This window comes from Enterobacter sp. BRE11 (assembly GCF_031844285.1).
In the GTDB taxonomy this organism is placed as follows: domain Bacteria; phylum Pseudomonadota; class Gammaproteobacteria; order Enterobacterales; family Enterobacteriaceae; genus Pantoea.
Genome location: NZ_JAUZUX010000004.1, coordinates 231,950 through 249,588 on the forward strand (window position 1 = coordinate 231,950; position 17,639 = coordinate 249,588).

Genomic DNA, 17,639 nt, shown 5'->3' on the forward strand with positions numbered 1-17,639 from the left:
TAGGATAACAGTTTTTTTGCTGGATGCAGTAAGGAAAAAGGCGTTGTCTGTCTCAGGGTTAATCCGAACCATGCAGTGCTTAACAAAGGGGTTTCCTGTATAATCCCGCTTTTCTTTAATCAACCAAATGCGATTATTTTGACCAGTTCCCAACTTTCCTGGCAAGACCTGCAGCCGAATATTACCGGATACGCGTCCGTTTTCTCCCGTATTACCGAAGAAGAGACCGATAGCCTGGCGACGGTACAGCCGCGTTTGCTGAATGCGCTGGCCTGCCTCGCTCAGCAGAACGAGGGCTTTCCCCTTCTGCTGGTGTGTAGTCAGGAAAACCTGGACTACCTGGCGCTTATTGCGCGCCAGATGGAGCGCGTTACCGACAACCCCAATGAGCTGTTCGGCGGACATTATCATATCATCGCGGATAACGTGACCCTTCAACCCCCTGGCGATGCCTCGCATCCTTTTACCGGCAGCGGTCAAATTCATTTTGCGGAGTGGGTTGAGAACGAGCAGCTGTTTGGCTGCGTGCGCCTGCATCGCGACCGCCTGCAGCTTGAGCCGGGCCTGATCCACCGCGCGAATGGCGGAACGCTGGTGCTGTCGCTGCGTACCCTGCAGGCACAGCCGCTGCTGTGGCTGCGATTGAAACGCGCTATCCAGCTGGGTCGCCTGGAATGGCAATCGCCCGATGAACGTCATCCTCTGCCCGTCTCTGTACCTCCGCTTCCGCTTAGCCTGAAGCTGGTGCTCTGCGGCGATCGCGATGCGCTGGCGGCGTTTCAGGAGAGCGATTCCGAACTGCACGAGATGGCGATCTATACTGAATTTGAAGAAAACATGCAGGTCGTCGATGAAGATGACATGCTCGCCTGGTGCCGCTGGGCGCAGGATGTTGCGCTGCAGGCGGGACTGCCCGCTCCGCAGGCCGATTTCTGGCCGCCGCTGATCCGCGAAGCGGTGCGTTATACCGGCGATCAGGAAGTGCTGCCGCTCTGCCCGCGCTGGCTGCTGCGTCAGATGCGCGAAGCCTTCGCCCAGGAGAATGCGCTCAGCGAGGCGGCCCTGGTCAGCGCCCTGGACGTACGCGGCTGGCGCGAAGCTTTCCTCGCCGAGCGCATGCGCGACGAAATTCTGCTGAAGCAGATCTTGATTGAAACCGAAGGCGAAGTGGTCGGCCAAATCAACGGTCTTTCCGTGGTTGAGTTTCCTGGCCATCCGCGCCCGTGGGGCGAACCTTCGCGCATTACCTGCGTGGTACATCCGGGCGACGGCGAGTTTACCGACGTCGAACGCAAAGCTGAGCTGGGCGGGAACATCCATGCCAAAGGCATGATGATTATGCAGGCTTATCTTATCGCCGAGCTGGAGCTCGATCAGCAGCTGCCCTTCTCGGCATCGCTGGTCTTCGAACAATCCTACTCGGAGGTCGATGGCGACAGCGCCTCGCTGGCGGAACTCTGCGCCCTCGTCAGCGCGCTGGCTAATCAGCCGATTAATCAGCAAATTGCCGTTACCGGATCGGTCGATCAGTTCGGCAATGTTCAGCCGGTCGGTGGTTTAAACGAGAAGATTGAAGGTTTCTTCACTATCTGCAACGAACGCGAACTGACCGGCCAGCAGGGCGTCATCATTCCGGCGTGCAACGTACGTCACCTCTGCCTGAGCCAGGACGTGGTCGACGCGGTTGAACAGGGCCGTTTTCATATCTGGGCGATCGATCGCGCCGATGAGGCGCTGCCGTTGCTGACCGGCGTGGTCTGGCGCAGCGAAGAGGATAACGGCGACGCGCTGCTGCGCCGGATTCAGGATCGTATTACCCAACTCAATCAGCAGGAAGCGAGTCATCGCCCCTGGCCGCTTCGCTGGCTAAACTGGTTTAACCAGAACTGATTGAATTGCCCAGCGTACAGCTGTTCGCTAAACTTCGTGCTCTACTAAAACAAGGCTTATTGAAAACATGGTTGATAAACGCGAATCCTATAGCAAAGAGGACCTGATTGCGTCAGGTCGCGGTGAACTGTTTGGCGAGAACGGTCCGCCGCTTCCGTCAGGCAACATGTTGATGATGGACCGCGTGGTCAAGATGACCGAAGATGGCGGTAAGTTCGACAAAGGTTTCGTTGAAGCCGAACTGGATATCAATCCGGACTTATGGTTTTTTGCCTGCCACTTTATCGGCGATCCGGTCATGCCGGGCTGTCTCGGTCTGGACGCAATGTGGCAGCTGGTAGGATTCTATCTGGGCTGGCTGGGCGGCGAAGGCAAAGGCCGCGCGCTGGGCGTTGGCGAGGTGAAATTTACCGGCCAGGTGCTGCCGACCGCAAAAAAAGTGACCTATCGCATTCACTTCAAGCGCGTCATTAACCGTAAGCTGGTGATGGGCGTTGCCGATGGCGAAGTCTTCGTTGATGGTAATCTGATTTACTCTGCCAGCGATTTGAAAGTCGGTCTGTTCAAAGACACCAACGCTTTCTGATTGCACAAATGAAAACCTCCGCCAGCGCGGAGGTTTCTTCCTTTTCCTGACGGTCGATTACACCGTAACTGACCTGTCCTCCATGGCTTGTCGCCAACCTCCCAACCAGTGAGACTTAGCCTCAATCATCTGATACGGACACATCTCTTTTGAGCGTCCTGTAATACCGGCCTGGTAGCCACGTGCATGAGCGCGTTCAAGGCGGTCTCGTTTCTGTCTCTTCATACTCCGTATCCCTCATATCAGGTCTGTGGAATCTGGTGGAAAGAAATAGAGTGGCGAATTATTACTCAACCACTATTAAGTTCTACCTGCCCTGACCGGAAAGGTCAATGCGCAAATTTCACGCCAGTGTCATCATTTTGACGCTAAATCGCCATGATTTTGCTCTCGCGCAGCCTGGCCGCTGCCTTTATCGCCTTGAAGCGGCAGCAAAAAAGCCCCTGTTTGCCGCCGCATTTCGCTGACGACAACCAGGGGCTGAGCAACATCTTTAGCGAATTTTATTCTGTGGTTATCGCCGCATTGGCAATTTGCTGCGCAGTTTGCTGCCAGCCGATAGCCAGAGTGCGCACCAGCGCGTCATAGCCATCCTCGTTCTGCGGCAGCGCCACGTCGAATCCCTGCTTCACCACACGACCATTATGCTGCAGCACCCATTCGCCGCTCACCACGGCGCGTCCGTCATAGCGGCCCTGAAATCCGGTTACCGTCACGCTCAGCGTGTCATGCTTTTCGCCCAGCGGCGCAGCGGAAACCAGCCGGCCGGGCAGCGCCTTACTCAGGTTCGCCACCAGCGTTTGTTGAAGCTGCTGGTCCAGCGGGCTGGCCCAGAGATTATTGGCGGCAATAACGTACTTTACGTCGCTGGTCTGATAGACCAGGCCGTTGCCCGCCAGGTAATCAGGCACCGCCACCTGCTGAACCCACAGCGCTGGCGGCTGCGCTTCACCGCCGCTGCGAACCTGCATCGCCGCCGGCTTCGACGGCAGCTGGTAGTAGGTGTTATCGATGGTGCTGCTGCACGCGCTTAACAGCAGCGCGGCGCAAAAAACGGCTCCTTTTCTCACTGTTTCGCCCTCTTTGGCTGTGGATCCTGACCCGGTTTGGCCTCGAAGACCAGCGCGTTGCTCTTGGTATTAAGCGTTTTCAATACCGGCTGCAGTTCACGCAGCACCTGATCGAGTCGCTGCATATCGCCCACCAGCTTGTTATAGGCCGGGGAGCCAGGCTGCAGCCCCTTCATGCTGCGGTTCAGCTCGCGCAGCGTTTGCTGCATATCTTCCGGCAGCGTTTTCATCGCCGGGCTGGCGGTGATCTGATTGAGGTTTTTCAGCGTGCCCTGCATTTCACGCAGCGTGCGCTGGCTCTCTTTCAGCGTGCCGGTCGCCTCGGTCACCACATTGTTAAGCGGCAAGGCGTTGATCTTGTCGAGCGCCGCCACCAGTTTTTGCTGGATCTGGCTCAGGCCGCCGCTGGTGGTCGGAATGATCTCGTAGCCTGCAATTTTGTTCGGGCCTTTATAAGCCGGCACGTTATCGTAGAAGTCGAGATCGATATAGAGCGAGCCGGAGAGCAGGTTGCCGGTTTTCAGCGAAGCGCGCAGGCCACGTTTTTTGCCGTCCTGCAGATGCTGCTCCAGGTTGAAGTCCTGACCGAGTCTGGCGATAAAGCGATCGGGCTCAATGCGGATCAGCACCGGCACGCGATAGTCGTTATTCAACGCCTGATTCACCCCTTTGTTCATAAAGGGCACCTGCGCCACCGTACCCAGACGGATGCCGCGGAACTCAACCGGCGCGCCCACTTGCAGGCCGCGAATCGAATCGGTGAAGAACATCAGGAAATCAACGTGATTAGTGTAGAGCGAATCCTGGATGCTGCGCTGATCGTCGAACAGATGATAGTCGGCGTTGTTCGCTGCCGCCTGGCCTAAATCCCAGCCGTCCGGCACGTCGAAACTGACGCCGCCGCTGAACAGCGTCGTCAGCGAGCCCATCTCGACGCGCATGCCGGATGCTGACATATCCACCGCGATGCCGCTGTCTTTCCAGAAACGTACATTGGTGGTCACCAGCCGATCGTAGGGCGCGGCGATAAACAGCTGGTAGGTCATCATGCGCTTATCGGTATCAAAGGTGCTGGTCTCCACGGTGCCGACGCGATAGCCGCGAAACAGCACCGGATCGCCGGCGTTGAGCTGCCCCGCTTTTTTGCTGTCGAGCGTAATGCGGATGCCTTTGGCGTCCGGCGGTGCCAGCGGCGGCGCGTCAAGCAGCTCATAGCGCTCTTTTGGCTCCTCTTTTTTACCCGGCTGCAGTTCGATATAGGCGCCGGAGAGCAGCGTATTCAGGCCAGTTACCCCCTCGCGGCCAATCTGCGGCTTCACCACCCAGAACACGCTGTCGCCGTGCAGCAGCTTTTCCATACCGGAGTTAAGCCGCGCGGTGATTTCAACGTGATGCAGGTCGTCGGTCAGCTCCGCTTTTTCTACCGTGCCGACCTCAACGCTGCGGCTTTTAATGGTGGTTTTCCCCGCTTCAATCCCTTCCGCGTTTTCCGTAATAAGGATCACTTCCGGCCCGAGATGGCTGAAGTGGTAGAACAGGATCCATCCGCCGATCAACAGCGTCACGATGGGGACAATCCATACCGGCGACCAGCGTTTAATCTGGTCAACTTTGGCATGGCCGTGGTTATTTTCCGTCAAGGCGCGGCTCCTTTGTAGTGTGTTCCCGTACGCGATCCCAGGTCAGGCGCGGGTCAAACGTCATGGCGGCGATCATGGTCAGGATCACCACCAGCGCAAACAGCAGCGCCCCCGTTGCGGGATAAACATTCATCAGCTGCCCCATGCGCACCAGCGCAGAGAGCACGGCGATAACAAACACGTCGATCATCGACCAGCGGCCGACAAATTCGACGATTTCATAAATCAGGTGCATTCTTTCGCTGTCGCGCTGGCCGCGCCCGCTGGCGTTCCAGCAGAGCCAGCCAATCGCCAGCATCTTCAGCGACGGCACCATGATGCTGGCGATAAAAATCACCAGCGCCACCGGATAAGATCCGTCGCTCCAGAGCAGGATCACGCCCGCCATAATATTAGACGGATAAGGCGTGCCGAGGGTTTCGGTCACCATAATCGGCAGCAGGTTGGCGGGAATATAGATCATCAGCGAAGTAAACAGCAGCGCCAGCGTCCACTGCAGGCTGTGTTTACGGCGCGGCGCGGCTATGACGCCGCAGCGTGGACAGTCAGGCTGGTCCGCGGCCAGAATTGCGGTGCAGCAGGGACAGGAGCGCATCCCCTGCTCCAGCCCGCTGACGCCCTTTTCCGGCGCATGCGGCAGCGGCGGCATCGGCGCGATCTGATCCCACAGCCAGCGTCGATCCACGCACTGAAAGGCGCGCAGTTGCAGCAGGCAGAACAGGCACCAGGGCCAGAAGCTGGTTTCCAGACCAATATCGCCGTAGGCCATCAGCTTGACGAAACTGACCAGCACCCCGGCCATAAAGATCTCCGCCATGCCCCAGTTGCGCAGCTGGAACAGGATGCGCGCCAGCCCCAGACGCAGGCTGACCGGCATCGGTATGCGGTTGACCAGCAGAATAATGGTCAGCATACAGAGCACGGGGATCGCCTGAACGAATGCCAGAAACAGCGTGGCCAGACTGCTGTAATTCTCTGACACCATCACCTGCGGGATCTCCAGCAGCGAGATCTGGCTGCTGAGGCCCGCGACCTTCATGGTGATAAAGGGAAACAGGTTAGCCAGCAGCAGCATAAACAGCGCCGCCAGCGCGTAGCCGGTCGGCCGCTTGCGCGGCTCGGGCCAGTTGGCGGTCAGCACCGAATGGCAGCGCGGGCAGGAGGCGCGGCTACCCTGCGGCACCTCCGGCAGTTTCACCATTAAATCGCATTGTGGACAGAGCATCCACGCCTGGCTTTCAGCGGCTGAACACATCCCGACTCCCTTATGGTTACGCGCCGTTTTTCAGCGCTTCCAGCTCTTCCCAGCGAGCGAACGCCGTTTCCAGCTCCTGCTCGGTCTGCGCCAGCGCGTCCAGCACCGGTTGAGTCTGGTCATGCGGCTGGCTGAAGAAGTCAGGATGGCTCATTTTCGCCTGTAGCTCGCCAATGCGCGCCTCCAGCGACTCCAGCTTCTGCGGCAGCTGCTCCAGCTCTCGCGTCAGGTTATAGCTTAGCTTACCGCCGCTGCGTTTCGCGCCGTCAGCTTTTTCCGCCGCCGGTTTCGCCGCGGCGGCGGGCTTGTTTCCCTGGGCGCTTTTTTGCTGTTTGTAGGCGGCGCGCTGCTGCTGCGCGTCGTGATAGCCGCCGACGAAGCTGCCGATTTCGCCGTTGCCTTCGAAAATCCAGCATTCGGTCACGGTGTTGTCGACGAACTGACGATCGTGGCTCACCAGCAGCACGGTGCCCTGATAGCCGTCGATCAGCTCTTCCAGCAGCTCCAGCGTTTCGACGTCGAGGTCGTTGGTCGGTTCATCGAGGATCATCAGGTTGCTGGGACGCAGGAAGAGGCGCGCCAGCAACAGGCGGTTGCGCTCGCCGCCGGAGAGCGCGCGCACCGGCGTCATGGCGCGTTTCGGATGAAAAAGGAAGTCCTGCAGGTAGCCGAGCACATGGCGCGGCTTGCCGTTCACCATCACCTCTTGCTTGCCTTCCGCCAGGTTATCCATGACGGTGCGGTCGGGATCCAGCTCGGCGCGATGCTGGTCAAAATAGGCGACTTCCAGTTTGGTGCCGCTGTGCACGCGGCCGCTGTCGGCCTTCAGCTGCTGCAGCATCAGACGCAGCAGCGTGGTTTTGCCGCAGCCGTTCGGGCCGATGAGCGCGATCTTGTCGCCGCGCTGCACCTGCGCGGAGAAGTCATGCACCAGCGTCTTGCCGCCCACGCCGTAGTTGACATGCTCCAGCTCGAAAACGATTTTGCCCGAACGCGACGCTTCGCCCACCTGCATATTGGCTTTGCCCATCACTTCGCGGCGCTCGGAGCGTTCGCGACGCAGCGCTTTCAGCGCGCGCACGCGGCCCTCGTTACGGGTGCGGCGCGCCTTGATGCCCTGACGGATCCACACCTCTTCCTGCGCCAGCTTGCGGTCGAATTCGGCGTTCTGCATCTCTTCTACGCGCAGCGCCTCCTCTTTCCCTTCCAGGTAAAGATCGTAATTGCCCGGCCAGGAGACCAGCTTGCCGCGATCGAGGTCGACGATGCGCGTCGCCATATTGCGGATAAACGAACGGTCATGGGAAATAAAGACGATGCTGCCGCTGAAGGTCTTCAGGAAGGTTTCCAGCCAGTCGATGGTTTCAATATCGAGGTGGTTGGTCGGTTCATCCAGCAGCAGCACGCGCGGGTTACTCACCAGCGCGCGGCCCAGCGCCGCTTTGCGCAGCCAGCCGCCCGACAGCGACGACAGCTCGGTATCAGGCTCCAGGCCGATCTGCTGCAGCACATCGTTGATGCGGCTCTCCAGCTGCCACAAATTGTGGTGGTCGAGGATAGTCTGCAGGCGCCCCATCTCGTTGAGGTTTTTCTCGCTGGGATCGAGCATCACCGCATGGGAAATCGCGTGATAGGCTTTGAGGTGCTCGGCCTGCTCTTCCACCCCCTCCGCCACAAAGTCATAGACAGAGCCGGTAATATTGCGCGGCGGATCCTGCTGCAGACGCGCCACCACCAGGTCCTGCTCAAAAATGATGCGGCCGTCATCCAGCGGCTGCTCGCCGTTGATGATCTTCATCAGGGTCGATTTGCCTGCGCCGTTACGGCCGACCAGACAGACACGCTCGTTCTCTTCGATATGCAGCTCGGTGTTGTCGAGCAGCGGCGCATCGCTGAATGAGAGGTAAGCGCCGTGAATACTGATTAATGACATCTGAACTTATTCCTTACCGGCGTGCGTAATCAGCCAGCAGTTGTGAATTTGACGGTTGCGGGCAAAATCCTGCGACAGGGTTTTCTGGGTAATGTCCTGCGCCTTCAGGCCCAGCGACGCCAGCCCTTCGAGATCCATTTTGAAGCCGCGCTTGTTGTTGGAGAACATGATGGTGCCGCCCGCGCGCAGCAGGCGCTTCAGGTTGCGCATCAGCATAATATGATCGCGCTGCACGTCGAAGTCCTCCTCCATGCGTTTGGAGTTGGAGAAGGTCGGCGGGTCGATAAAAATCAGATCGAACGTCTCGTCGCTCTCGCGCAGCCAGCTCAGGCAGTCAGCCTGCATCAGGCGATGCTGACGGCCGGTCAGGCCGTTCAGACGCAGGTTGCGCTCCGCCCACTCCAGATAGGTGCGCGACATGTCGACCGTGGTGGTGCTGCGCGCGCCGCCTAGCCCGGCGTGCACGCTGGCGCTGCCGGTATAGGAGAAGAGGTTAAGGAAATCTTTATCCTTGCTCATTTTGCCGAGCATATGGCGCGCGATGCGATGGTCCAGGAACAGCCCGGTGTCCAGGTAGTCGGTGAGGTTAACCAGCAGGCGCGCGTTGTACTCCTGCACCTCGAAGAAATCGCCCTTCTCGCCCAGTTTCTGATACTGATTCTTGCCTTTCTGCCGCTCGCGCGTTTTCAGCACCAGGCGGTTGGCGGGCAGCTCCAGCACGCTGAGCGTCGCGCCGATAACGTCGAACAGGCGCTGGCGCGCTTTCGCGGCGTCAATGGTCTTCGGCGGCGCGTACTCCTGCACCACCACCCATTCGCCGTAGCGATCCACCGCCACGTTGTACTCCGGCAGGTCGGCGTCATAGAGGCGATAGCAGGCAATACCTTCCTGACGCGCCCACTTCTCCAGTTTCTTTATGTTCTTACGCAGGCGGTTAGCGTAATCCTCGGCGATCTGCGCGCCGTTGGCGCTGCTGTTTTCCGCCAGCTGATAGTTCTTCTGCACGCACTCAATCGGGCCGTTTTTCGCCTTGAACTGGCGCTCCGCGCGCAGCTGCAGGCAGCTCAGCAGCTCAGGCGACCCGCTGAAGAGCGACAGGGCCCAGCCGCCGAAGTGCTGTTTCATGATGCGGCCAAGCTGGCTGTGCAGCGCGATCAGCGCCGGCTCGCTCTCCAGACGTTCGCCGTAAGGCGGGTTGCTCAACACCGTGCCGCGCTGTTCGCCCGGCAGCGGGTTTTTCAGCTGCAGCACATCCTGACGCGCAAAGGTAAAGAGATCGGCGACGCCGGCGCGGCGGGCGTTAGCCTGTGCCCACTCCAGCACGCGGCCGTCGCTGTCGTAGCCGAAGAAGCGCGCCTGTGCGGCGGCGGTGCCCGCGCGCGCGCGCTGCTGCGCCTCGCTTTTCACTTCGCGCCACAGCGCATCGTTATGCTGACGCCAGTGGGTGAAGCCCCAGCGGCTGCGCAGCAGGCCCGGCGCGCGATCGCAGGCGATCAGCGCCGCTTCAATCAGCAGCGTGCCGGATCCGCACATGGGATCGAGCAGCGGCGTGGCGGGCTGCCAGCCAGAGCGCAGCACGATGGCCGCCGCCAGGTTCTCCTTGAGCGGCGCCTGACCGGTCTGCTGACGATAGCCGCGCTGATGCAGCGCCTCGCCGCTCAGATCCAGCGCGATGCTGGCGCGATCTTTATTCAGCCAGACGTTGATGCGGATATCGGGCTGTTCGCGATCCACATTGGGACGCGGCAGCTTCTGACGGGTAAAGGAGTCGACAATGGCGTCCTTGACCTTTAACGCGCCAAACTGGCTGTTGCGAATCGATTCGTTGGTGCCGCTGAAGTGCACCACGAAGGTATGCTGACTGCCGAACAGTTCGGTCCAGTCGATGCTCTGTACGCCGACATAGAGGTCAAGGTCGCTGTAGACGCCAAATTCGCCGAGCGGCAGCAAAATACGCGACGCCAGCCGGCTCCACAGCAGACTCTGATACATCGTACGGTCATCGGCTTCAAAGTGAACGCCTCCCTGTACCACCTGCAGATCCTGCGCGCCCAGCGCGTCCAGCTCACTTTTCAACAGCTCTTCGAGCCCACGCGCCGTACTGGCAAAGAGAGAATTCATATCGTCACTATTACTCTTGAGAAAATTGCTGCGCATTATACCCTAATTACGCCTCATTGTTGGAAAGCGACACGCACGCCTCTCACTCTGCCGATCACGAGGCTATAGCGTCCCGACGCCAGGTATCATAAAGTTAGCTTCTTTTGTCGCCTACGCCCGCTTATCTGGAGATCGCCATGCTCACGCTGTCCCGTCTGTTCATTCATCCGGTCAAATCGATGCGGGGTGTACACCTTTCTCATGCACAGGCGCTGGAGAGCGGACTGGCTTTCGACCGCATTTTTATGGTGACGGATCTGGACGGCACCTTTATTACCGCGCGGCAGTACCCGGAGATGGTGCGCTTTACCCCGGCGCTGCTGACCGACGGCCTCTCTCTGCAGGCACCTGACGGCAGCCAGGCGATGATCCGCTTCAGCGATTTCGCCGCGCAGGAGGCGCCGACGGAAGTCTGGGGCAACCATTTTACCGCGCGCATCGCTCCCGACGCCATTAACGCCTGGCTCAGCACCTTTTTTCCGCGCCCGGTGCAGCTGCGCTGGGTGGGGCCGCAGCCGTCGCGCCGGGTAAAGCGTTTCAACGAGGTGCCGCTGGGGTTCGCCGACGGCTATCCATTTCTGCTGGTTAACAGCGCCTCGCTGCAGAATCTGCAGCAGCGCTGCCCGGCCAGCGTGCGCGCCGAACAGTTTCGCGCCAACCTCATCGTCAGCGGCGCGCCAGCCTGGGATGAAGACAGCTGGGCAACGGTGCAGATCGGCAGCGTGATCTTCGACGTACCCAAACCCTGCAGCCGCTGCGTCTTTACCACCGTCGGCACCGAAAGCGGCCGCAAGCATCCAGAGGGCGAGCCGTTAACCACCCTGCAGGGTTTCCGCAGCGCGCAGGACGGCAGCGGCGATATCGACTTTGGCCTTAATTTGATTGCGCGCGGCAGCGGCATCGTCCGCGCCGGGGATGAGGTACAGGTGCTGGCGCGTCATACGCCGCGCGCCTACGGGCCTGGCGCGGTAGTAGAGACGCTGAAGCCGCAGCCGCAAACGGCGGCGGCGGTCTCTGTTACCTGGCAGGGCGAGCGTTTTCAGGGCGATAACCAGCAGGTGCTGCTGGAGCAGTTAGAGCAGCAGGGTTTTAAAATCCCCTACTCCTGCCGGGCAGGCCTGTGCGGAAGTTGTAAAGTGACGCTGGTTGCGGGAGAGGTAAAAGCGCTGAAGAAGAGCGCCATTCGCGACGACGGCACGATTCTGAGCTGCAGCTGCATTCCCGCCGGCGATATTGAACTGGCGTAAGGATCAGACTGCGTAAGCGAAGCGCGGCGCGCTTTCCGCATGGTGCGGCAGCAGGCGATCGTTCATGATTTTGATGGCGTCGCCTAACACCATCTGCTTGCCCGCCAGCGTAAGCGCAGGCTGCGCCAGCAGGCAGAGCGTGGCGTTGCCGCCGCTTTCTACCGCCAGCAGCCGCGCCTGTTCGCCGTTTTCCGCCAGCGTCACCTCCACCATATCGCCCGCCTCCGGCTGCATCACGCAGGTCCAGGCGGTGAAATGCCAGCTTTTCGGCATCAGCGGCTTCAGAAAGCGGCTCGCCACCAGCGCGTTAAGCGTCAGCTCGGCGCGCTGATCAACGCTTAGCGAGCTCTGTCGGCAGCGTTCTTCGAAGGTGTAGTAGAGGGCGGCGTCGTCAACGCTGAATCCGGTCTGGGTGAAGGCGTCGGGGGTCAACATTTTGCGGGTATAGCGAGAGCGGAAAAGCATACCGTCAGCCAGGTCCAGCATCATCCGGTCATGGTCGGCGTCAAAATACCAGCGCCAGTTGTCATCAGGTTTGATTTTCATAATTTGCCTCGTCATTAACCGCCGCGTTTCTCTGCACAGACTCAGCGAAGCCCTGTTTGTGGGGAAAAAGCTGAAAATACGCACAACAGGAGAAAAATATAAACGAGCCGAAGTGAGAAATAAACCCCCCGGCGTCGTTTTATTAGAATTGTCTTAGAGATGGGTCACGATATCTTTTATTAATCCCGGCCCTTTATAAATAAAGCCGGAGTAAATCTGCACCAGCGCAGCGCCTGCAGCCATTTTTTCTCGCGCCGCAGTTAATGAATCGATGCCGCCAACGCCGATAATCGGCAGCGCGCCGTCCAGCTCCTGCGCCAGCCGTTTGATCACCGCCGTGCTGCGCGACTGCACTGGACGGCCGCTCAGGCCGCCTGATTCCGTGCTGTATTTCAGGCCGCTGACCAGCGAGCGGTCGAGCGTGGTATTGGTGGCGATTACGCCATCGATATTATGGCGCACCAGGCTGTCAGCAATTTGTATTAATTCTTCTTCAGAAAGATCGGGCGCAATTTTTACCGCGACCGGCACATATTTCAGATGCTGCTGCTCCAGCGCTTTCTGTTTAGCTTTAATCGACATCAGAAGATCGTCGAGCGCTTCGCCATATTGCAGCGTACGCAATCCCGGTGTATTTGGCGAGGAGATATTTATCGCGATATAGCCAGCATGCGCATAAACCTTCTCCATGCAGATGAGGTAATCCTCTTTGCCGTTTTCTACCGCCGTATCTTTATTTTTGCCGATATTAATCCCGAGAACACCTTTGAACCGCGCTTTTTTCACGTTCTCTACCAGGTGATCAACGCCGAGATTGTTAAAGCCCATGCGGTTGATAATACCCTCCGCCTCAACCAGCCGGAACATGCGCGGCTTATCGTTGCCTGCCTGAGCGCGCGGCGTAACGGTGCCGACTTCGACGAAGCCGAACCCCATCGCGCCGAAAGCGTCGATGCATTCCGCGTTTTTATCCAGTCCGGCCGCCAGCCCCAGCGCGTTGTCAAACCGTAAGCCCATGCAGGTCACCGGACGAGAAGGAAGACGCTGACGGATCAGCCCCTCCAGCGGCGTGCCGCTGATGAAACGCAGTTGCTGAAAAGTGAGTTCGTGAGCGCGCTCGGGGTCGAGCTTAAACAGCGCAGGTCGGACGATAGGATAAAGCATGCACTCTCCTGGAGGTCGGAAGCGATGAGTTGTCAGGGTGCACGGGAAAATGTGCGCCAGAATGGTAAAGGCCTCTGGCGCAAAAGTAAATTACTGACGGGACGAGATTATTGATCGCGATCAGCGCTTGCTGGCATAACGCGCCAGACGGCGACACGCCTGCAGCCCGCTGTAAATCGTCGGATAGTACCAGAGCAGTTTGAGACGTTTGCTTTCGCCCGTGACCTTGCGCACCAGCTGATCGATAGTGGTATGCCAGGAGGCGGGCACCGCAATATTGTTTTTGCGGATTTCGATCAGGCAGCCGTACATCACCGGCTGATAGTAGATATCCAGCAGCTTCTCTTCCGGCGGCATTCCCTGCTCGCGCAGGAAGCTTTCGCTGCTGCGGCGGGCGATATAGTAGTTCTCTACCCAGGAGAAGGTCGCCTTGCTCTGCGACAGCGAGGTCGGCATAAAGCGCTTGTTGTAGTAGCTTTTCCGCGTAAAGCCGATCTGCCGCGCCGACATATAGAGGGCGAACATATAGGGCGCGTCCTCATGGTTCTGGATCGGCAGGAACTGCACGCCGGTGCGCCTGATGAGGTCGCGCGAGAGAATGCTGCTCCAGAGTGTGCGATGCGCCGAGCGGTGCGGGATCATGCTGCGCAGCGTGTCGGCGCCGCCAGGCCAGACGCCGTCGACGTGGCGCTGATGGAACTGCTCATACTGGCGCTCGGCGACCGGCTTGTCGGTAAACATGCGCGCGCCGAAGCAGAACATCTCCATCTCGGGATGCTGCGCCAACATACCGCGGAAGTCGGCGAAGAGATCTTTTGAGACAAAATCGTCGGCGTCCATAAAGTAGATAAAGTCGCCGGTGGCGATCTCCAGCCCTTTGGTGCGCGCCGCGCTGACGCCACCACGCTCGCCGCGCAGCAGCGTCAGCTGCGGATGACGGGCGGCCAGCGCCTCCAGCAGGGCGACGCTGTCATCGGTAGAGCCGTCGTCAATAACAATCACCTGCTCCGGCGGAGATGACTGACCCAGCAGCGAATCGATCGCTTCCGGCAGCCAGGGCGCGCAGTTCCAGTTCGGCACGATAACAGAGATCGTCGCTGCGCGGCTGTCAGGGTTCCGTGTGCTCATTCTCGCTCCTCAATAGTAAAACCTTTGGCTCGGGCAGGCAGCAGACGCTTAATCACCAGGCTGTGCAGCAGACAGCAGGCTGAGAGGTTAACCAGGCCGATCAGGCCCAGCCAGAGCAGGTTAAGCCAGCGGTTCTGGTTCCACTCAATCGGCAGGAAGGTGCAGAGCCAGGCGATTAGCCCCGCCACCGCCCAGATCAGCAGTACATCGCGCGTCAGCCAGGTAAAGTGAATGCCCGGCGCGAAACGGCGGTGCACCAGCCATGCCCAGCCAGCCAGATAGAAGACATTCTGCCCCAGCCATAGCCAGCCGGTACCCTCCGCGCCATAGTGAATCGCAGCCCAGATGTTGAGCGGAACCAGAATCACGGCGAAGCAGGAGAAGCCCTTCAGATGCAGCTTGAGGTTACCGTTGACGTACTGCAGATGGTAAAGCAGGCCGCAAATCGCCTGCACGCCGCTGCCCAGCGCGTAGAGGCTGAGCACGAACGACATATCCGTCACCACCTGCATCTTCTGCGTCCAGGCCCAGAGCAGCGGCGTGGCGAACATCGCGATAGTAATGCTGAGCGGCGCCATAAAAATGGCTACCGCCTGAGTGGTGTAGCGATAAAGCGTCAGGGATTCGGCATCGCCCTCTTTGCGCGTTTTTATGCCGGTCATGCGCGGCACAATCGCCTGCATAATCGGGCTGCTGAGCAGGATAATACCGGTCGCCGCGGTGGCGACAACGGTAAAGGAGCCGTAGGCGCTCAGCGGCAGGGTTTTTGACAGCACCAGACGATCGATTTGCGAAATAAAGGTCCAGATAGCGCTGGCGAACGCCGCGCTCAGGGCAAAACGAATAAAGGGCTTTAATACCGTCTTTAAATTCTCGTGCTTCTGTTTACGCGCGGCGGCAGGCACCAGCTGATAGGATTTGGCAATCAGGCAGATCGCTTCCGCAATGGATACCGCCAGCTGCCAGATAAAGAAGCTCAGCACCGGATTGGAGAAGAGCTGAATGATCAGCACCGCGCCAAAGGTGCGCAGCGTGACGATGACCAGGTTGACGCCGTTGAGCCAGACCTGATGCTCAAAGCCGACAATCACGCTGCGATAGGGGCTGGTACGCCAGCGAATAGCCGCCGTAATCACCATGATCGCGACGGCGAGCGTCACGTCCGCCGAAGGCAGATGACGCGCGTCGAGCCAGTTATGGGCGATCCAGGGCGTCGCCAGCCAGCCAATGACCACCAGAATGACCGTGGAGACAAGAAAGAATTTCGACAGCGCAGAGAAGAGCGCCGGGAACCAGATAAACTCCGCCTGATTAGCGCGATAGCGCGCCGCTTCGCGCATTAGCGTGGTCGACACACCGGCGTCGAGCAGCTGGAGCCAGGTTAACAGAATCGAGAAAAACCCCACCAGCCCGTAAGCTTCCATCCCGAGATGTTGAATATAGAGCGGCACGACCAGAATGCCTGACAGCGTCAGGTAAATCTGACCGACATAATTGGCGATCGCGTTGCGTTTAATTGACATAAGTATGATTGTATCTGGGCAGTTTTCTCGGAGGTCACAAGCGTGGCACACATCATCAGAGCTGCCTACCAGACATAGTCTTAAATTTATCTCTGGCGCTGCGCGCCAGATTTAATCTGACCTGCCGCGGGAGAAGTCAGAGGGTGAAATAATATTTATCCGCGGAAAATCGTCCGGTAAGCAGGCATTCCGCTGCGAGCAAAAAGTCAGGCGGCCTTTTTCAGCTCTTTTGTAACTTTATATTTTTGCAGCAGGATAAACATGCGCGGACGGTTAATAAGCAGCCACTCTTTCGCGTTGACCGGCTTAAATTTGCCGCCCATAAAGCGAATCGCATTAATGACATATTCCGGCACCGGCGTACCGTTATAGAGCGACAAATAAATCATCAGGCGGAAGGAGTGCATTAAATAGGCTTTCTCCAGCTGCGCCTTCAGCGGCGAATGATCTAAATTATGCTTGAGTATGCCGTAGGTCTGCATAAAGGCGTTATAACGCTGCAGAAAATAGTCATCGTTTTTACGGCTGTTGGTAAGCGAGCCGCTGCGTACGCGCTGACGATAGTAAACGTGCTGGCTGACCCACGCCTGCGTGGCGTGAACAAATACCGACAGCGTAAATTTATGATCTTCATGTACCCGGTCGACAAAACGCAGGTTGTGCTGCGTAATAAGGCTTCGTTTCACCGCATAGTTCCAGGCGGCGGAGGTATAGGAGCCGTTATTCAGCAGGCGCGACAGAACCTGCTGCGGCGACTGCAGGCCAAATTGCTCGTGACGCACTTTAGGACGGGTCTGATTTTCCCGGCCCTCTTCGAACATCTGCGAATTAAAGCAAAAGAGGTCGATCTCCGGGTGCGCAGCGGTAACCTGCTGCAGCTCAGCAACGAAGCCTTCCGGCACGATATCGTCCGGGTCGCAGAAGAAGACAAACTCACCCTGCGCGGCGTCGATGCCGGTATCGCGCGCTTTACCCGCGCCGCCGTTGGGCGTGGTGATCACGCGAACCTGCGGCTGGTGGCCATATTTCTGCTCCACCAGCGCGAGAGTGCCGTCGGTCGAGCTGTCGTTAACAATGATAATTTCTGTCGGTGCGTCAACCTGACGCATCAAGGAGTCGACACATTCGACTATATATTTCTCCACGTTATACGTGGGAATAATGACTGACAGCAGCGTCTTTGCCATACATCTTTCTCTGATTCAATTAAAAGAAAAGGCACGAGCGTTACACAAATATTAAAGTTGTGTTAAAGCATGGCGCAGAAAAAATTAAACGAGACGTCAGCAGCGCGTCTCACATGGTGGGATAGTATAAGCAGAAGCTTTTTTCTATTAACAGGGCCAGCGTTTTATTCAGCGCCGTGCTCAGCGCGTAATCTATCACACCAGATAAAGTATCAGAGGCAAAGTGTGGCTTTTGCTTAACATCGTGTAACTTTTCTGGCTAAAGCGTCAGCGTTTTTAGCGGAAACAAAGGTCACAAAGCGTTTCAGTC

General features: G+C 58.4%; 15 protein-coding genes. 4 read left to right on the top strand and 11 right to left on the bottom strand.

The window, feature by feature from the left end; all coding sequences use genetic code 11:
* Positions 1-75 precede the first annotated feature (75 nt).
* Together Q9R34_RS06340 and fabA are read left to right on the top strand one after the other, a co-directional pair.
* Positions 76-1,890, top strand: a complete 1,815-nt coding sequence (locus Q9R34_RS06340) for an AAA family ATPase (protein ID WP_485892820.1) — start codon at positions 76-78, stop codon at positions 1,888-1,890.
* 67 nt (positions 1,891-1,957) lie between these two features.
* Positions 1,958-2,476 carry a bifunctional 3-hydroxydecanoyl-ACP dehydratase/trans-2-decenoyl-ACP isomerase gene (gene fabA, locus Q9R34_RS06345; RefSeq protein WP_033751185.1) on the top strand — a complete coding sequence of 173 codons (519 nt, stop codon included), beginning with the start codon at positions 1,958-1,960 and terminating at the stop codon, positions 2,474-2,476.
* Positions 2,477-2,533: 57 nt separating this feature from the next.
* Here the strand turns inward: fabA and rmf are convergent, their stop codons facing one another.
* Positions 2,534-2,701, bottom strand: a complete 168-nt coding sequence (rmf, locus tag Q9R34_RS06350) for a ribosome modulation factor (RefSeq protein ID WP_434124569.1) — start codon at positions 2,699-2,701, stop codon at positions 2,534-2,536.
* A gap of 107 nt (positions 2,702-2,808) precedes the next feature.
* On the opposite strand from rmf, the gene Q9R34_RS06355 reads away from it, so the two are divergent.
* Positions 2,809-2,943 carry a hypothetical protein gene (locus tag Q9R34_RS06355; protein ID WP_485892822.1) on the top strand — a complete coding sequence of 45 codons (135 nt, stop codon included), beginning with the start codon at positions 2,809-2,811 and terminating at the stop codon, positions 2,941-2,943.
* A 36-nt stretch (positions 2,944-2,979) separates the two neighbouring features.
* On the opposite strand, the gene pqiC is transcribed toward Q9R34_RS06355, so the two are convergent.
* The 5 genes from pqiC to rlmKL are packed head-to-tail and all read right to left on the bottom strand — an operon-like array spanning position 2,980 to position 10,495.
* Positions 2,980-3,546 (bottom strand): membrane integrity-associated transporter subunit PqiC, encoded by a 567-nt coding sequence (pqiC, locus tag Q9R34_RS06360; RefSeq protein ID WP_434124566.1) that lies wholly within the window; start codon positions 3,544-3,546, stop codon positions 2,980-2,982.
* Positions 3,543-5,186, bottom strand: a complete 1,644-nt coding sequence (gene pqiB / locus Q9R34_RS06365; protein ID WP_485892823.1) for an intermembrane transport protein PqiB — start codon at positions 5,184-5,186, stop codon at positions 3,543-3,545. The genes pqiC and pqiB overlap by 4 nt, the downstream gene beginning before the upstream one ends.
* Positions 5,173-6,441 (bottom strand): membrane integrity-associated transporter subunit PqiA, encoded by a 1,269-nt coding sequence (gene pqiA / locus Q9R34_RS06370; RefSeq protein ID WP_485892824.1) that lies wholly within the window; start codon positions 6,439-6,441, stop codon positions 5,173-5,175. The genes pqiB and pqiA overlap by 14 nt, the downstream gene beginning before the upstream one ends.
* A gap of 16 nt (positions 6,442-6,457) precedes the next feature.
* Positions 6,458-8,374 (bottom strand): ABC transporter ATP-binding protein, encoded by a 1,917-nt coding sequence (locus tag Q9R34_RS06375; RefSeq protein WP_434124561.1) that lies wholly within the window; start codon positions 8,372-8,374, stop codon positions 6,458-6,460.
* 6 nt (positions 8,375-8,380) lie between these two features.
* On the bottom strand, positions 8,381-10,495 hold the full coding sequence (gene rlmKL / locus Q9R34_RS06380; protein WP_485892826.1) for a bifunctional 23S rRNA (guanine(2069)-N(7))-methyltransferase RlmK/23S rRNA (guanine(2445)-N(2))-methyltransferase RlmL: 2,115 nt from the start codon (positions 10,493-10,495) through the stop codon (positions 8,381-8,383).
* Positions 10,496-10,671: 176 nt separating this feature from the next.
* Here rlmKL and Q9R34_RS06385 point away from each other — a divergent pair, with 176 nt between their 5' ends.
* Positions 10,672-11,781, top strand: a complete 1,110-nt coding sequence (locus Q9R34_RS06385; protein ID WP_485892827.1) for a YcbX family protein — start codon at positions 10,672-10,674, stop codon at positions 11,779-11,781.
* A gap of 3 nt (positions 11,782-11,784) precedes the next feature.
* On the opposite strand, the gene Q9R34_RS06390 is transcribed toward Q9R34_RS06385, so the two are convergent.
* From Q9R34_RS06390 to Q9R34_RS06410, 5 genes are all read right to left on the bottom strand, one after another.
* On the bottom strand, positions 11,785-12,327 hold the full coding sequence (locus Q9R34_RS06390; protein WP_434124556.1) for a cell division protein ZapC: 543 nt from the start codon (positions 12,325-12,327) through the stop codon (positions 11,785-11,787).
* A 153-nt stretch (positions 12,328-12,480) separates the two neighbouring features.
* Positions 12,481-13,491 carry a quinone-dependent dihydroorotate dehydrogenase gene (gene pyrD, locus Q9R34_RS06395; protein ID WP_434124555.1) on the bottom strand — a complete coding sequence of 337 codons (1,011 nt, stop codon included), beginning with the start codon at positions 13,489-13,491 and terminating at the stop codon, positions 12,481-12,483.
* 120 nt (positions 13,492-13,611) lie between these two features.
* On the bottom strand, positions 13,612-14,619 hold the full coding sequence (locus tag Q9R34_RS06400; protein ID WP_434124553.1) for a glycosyltransferase family 2 protein: 1,008 nt from the start codon (positions 14,617-14,619) through the stop codon (positions 13,612-13,614).
* Positions 14,616-16,142: a lipopolysaccharide biosynthesis protein gene (locus Q9R34_RS06405; RefSeq protein ID WP_485892829.1), complete on the bottom strand. Its 1,527-nt coding sequence runs from the start codon at positions 16,140-16,142 to the stop codon at positions 14,616-14,618. The genes Q9R34_RS06400 and Q9R34_RS06405 overlap by 4 nt, the downstream gene beginning before the upstream one ends.
* Positions 16,143-16,348: 206 nt before the next feature.
* On the bottom strand, positions 16,349-17,329 hold the full coding sequence (locus Q9R34_RS06410; RefSeq protein ID WP_485892830.1) for a glycosyltransferase family 2 protein: 981 nt from the start codon (positions 17,327-17,329) through the stop codon (positions 16,349-16,351).
* Between the last annotated feature and the right edge of the window lie 310 nt (positions 17,330-17,639).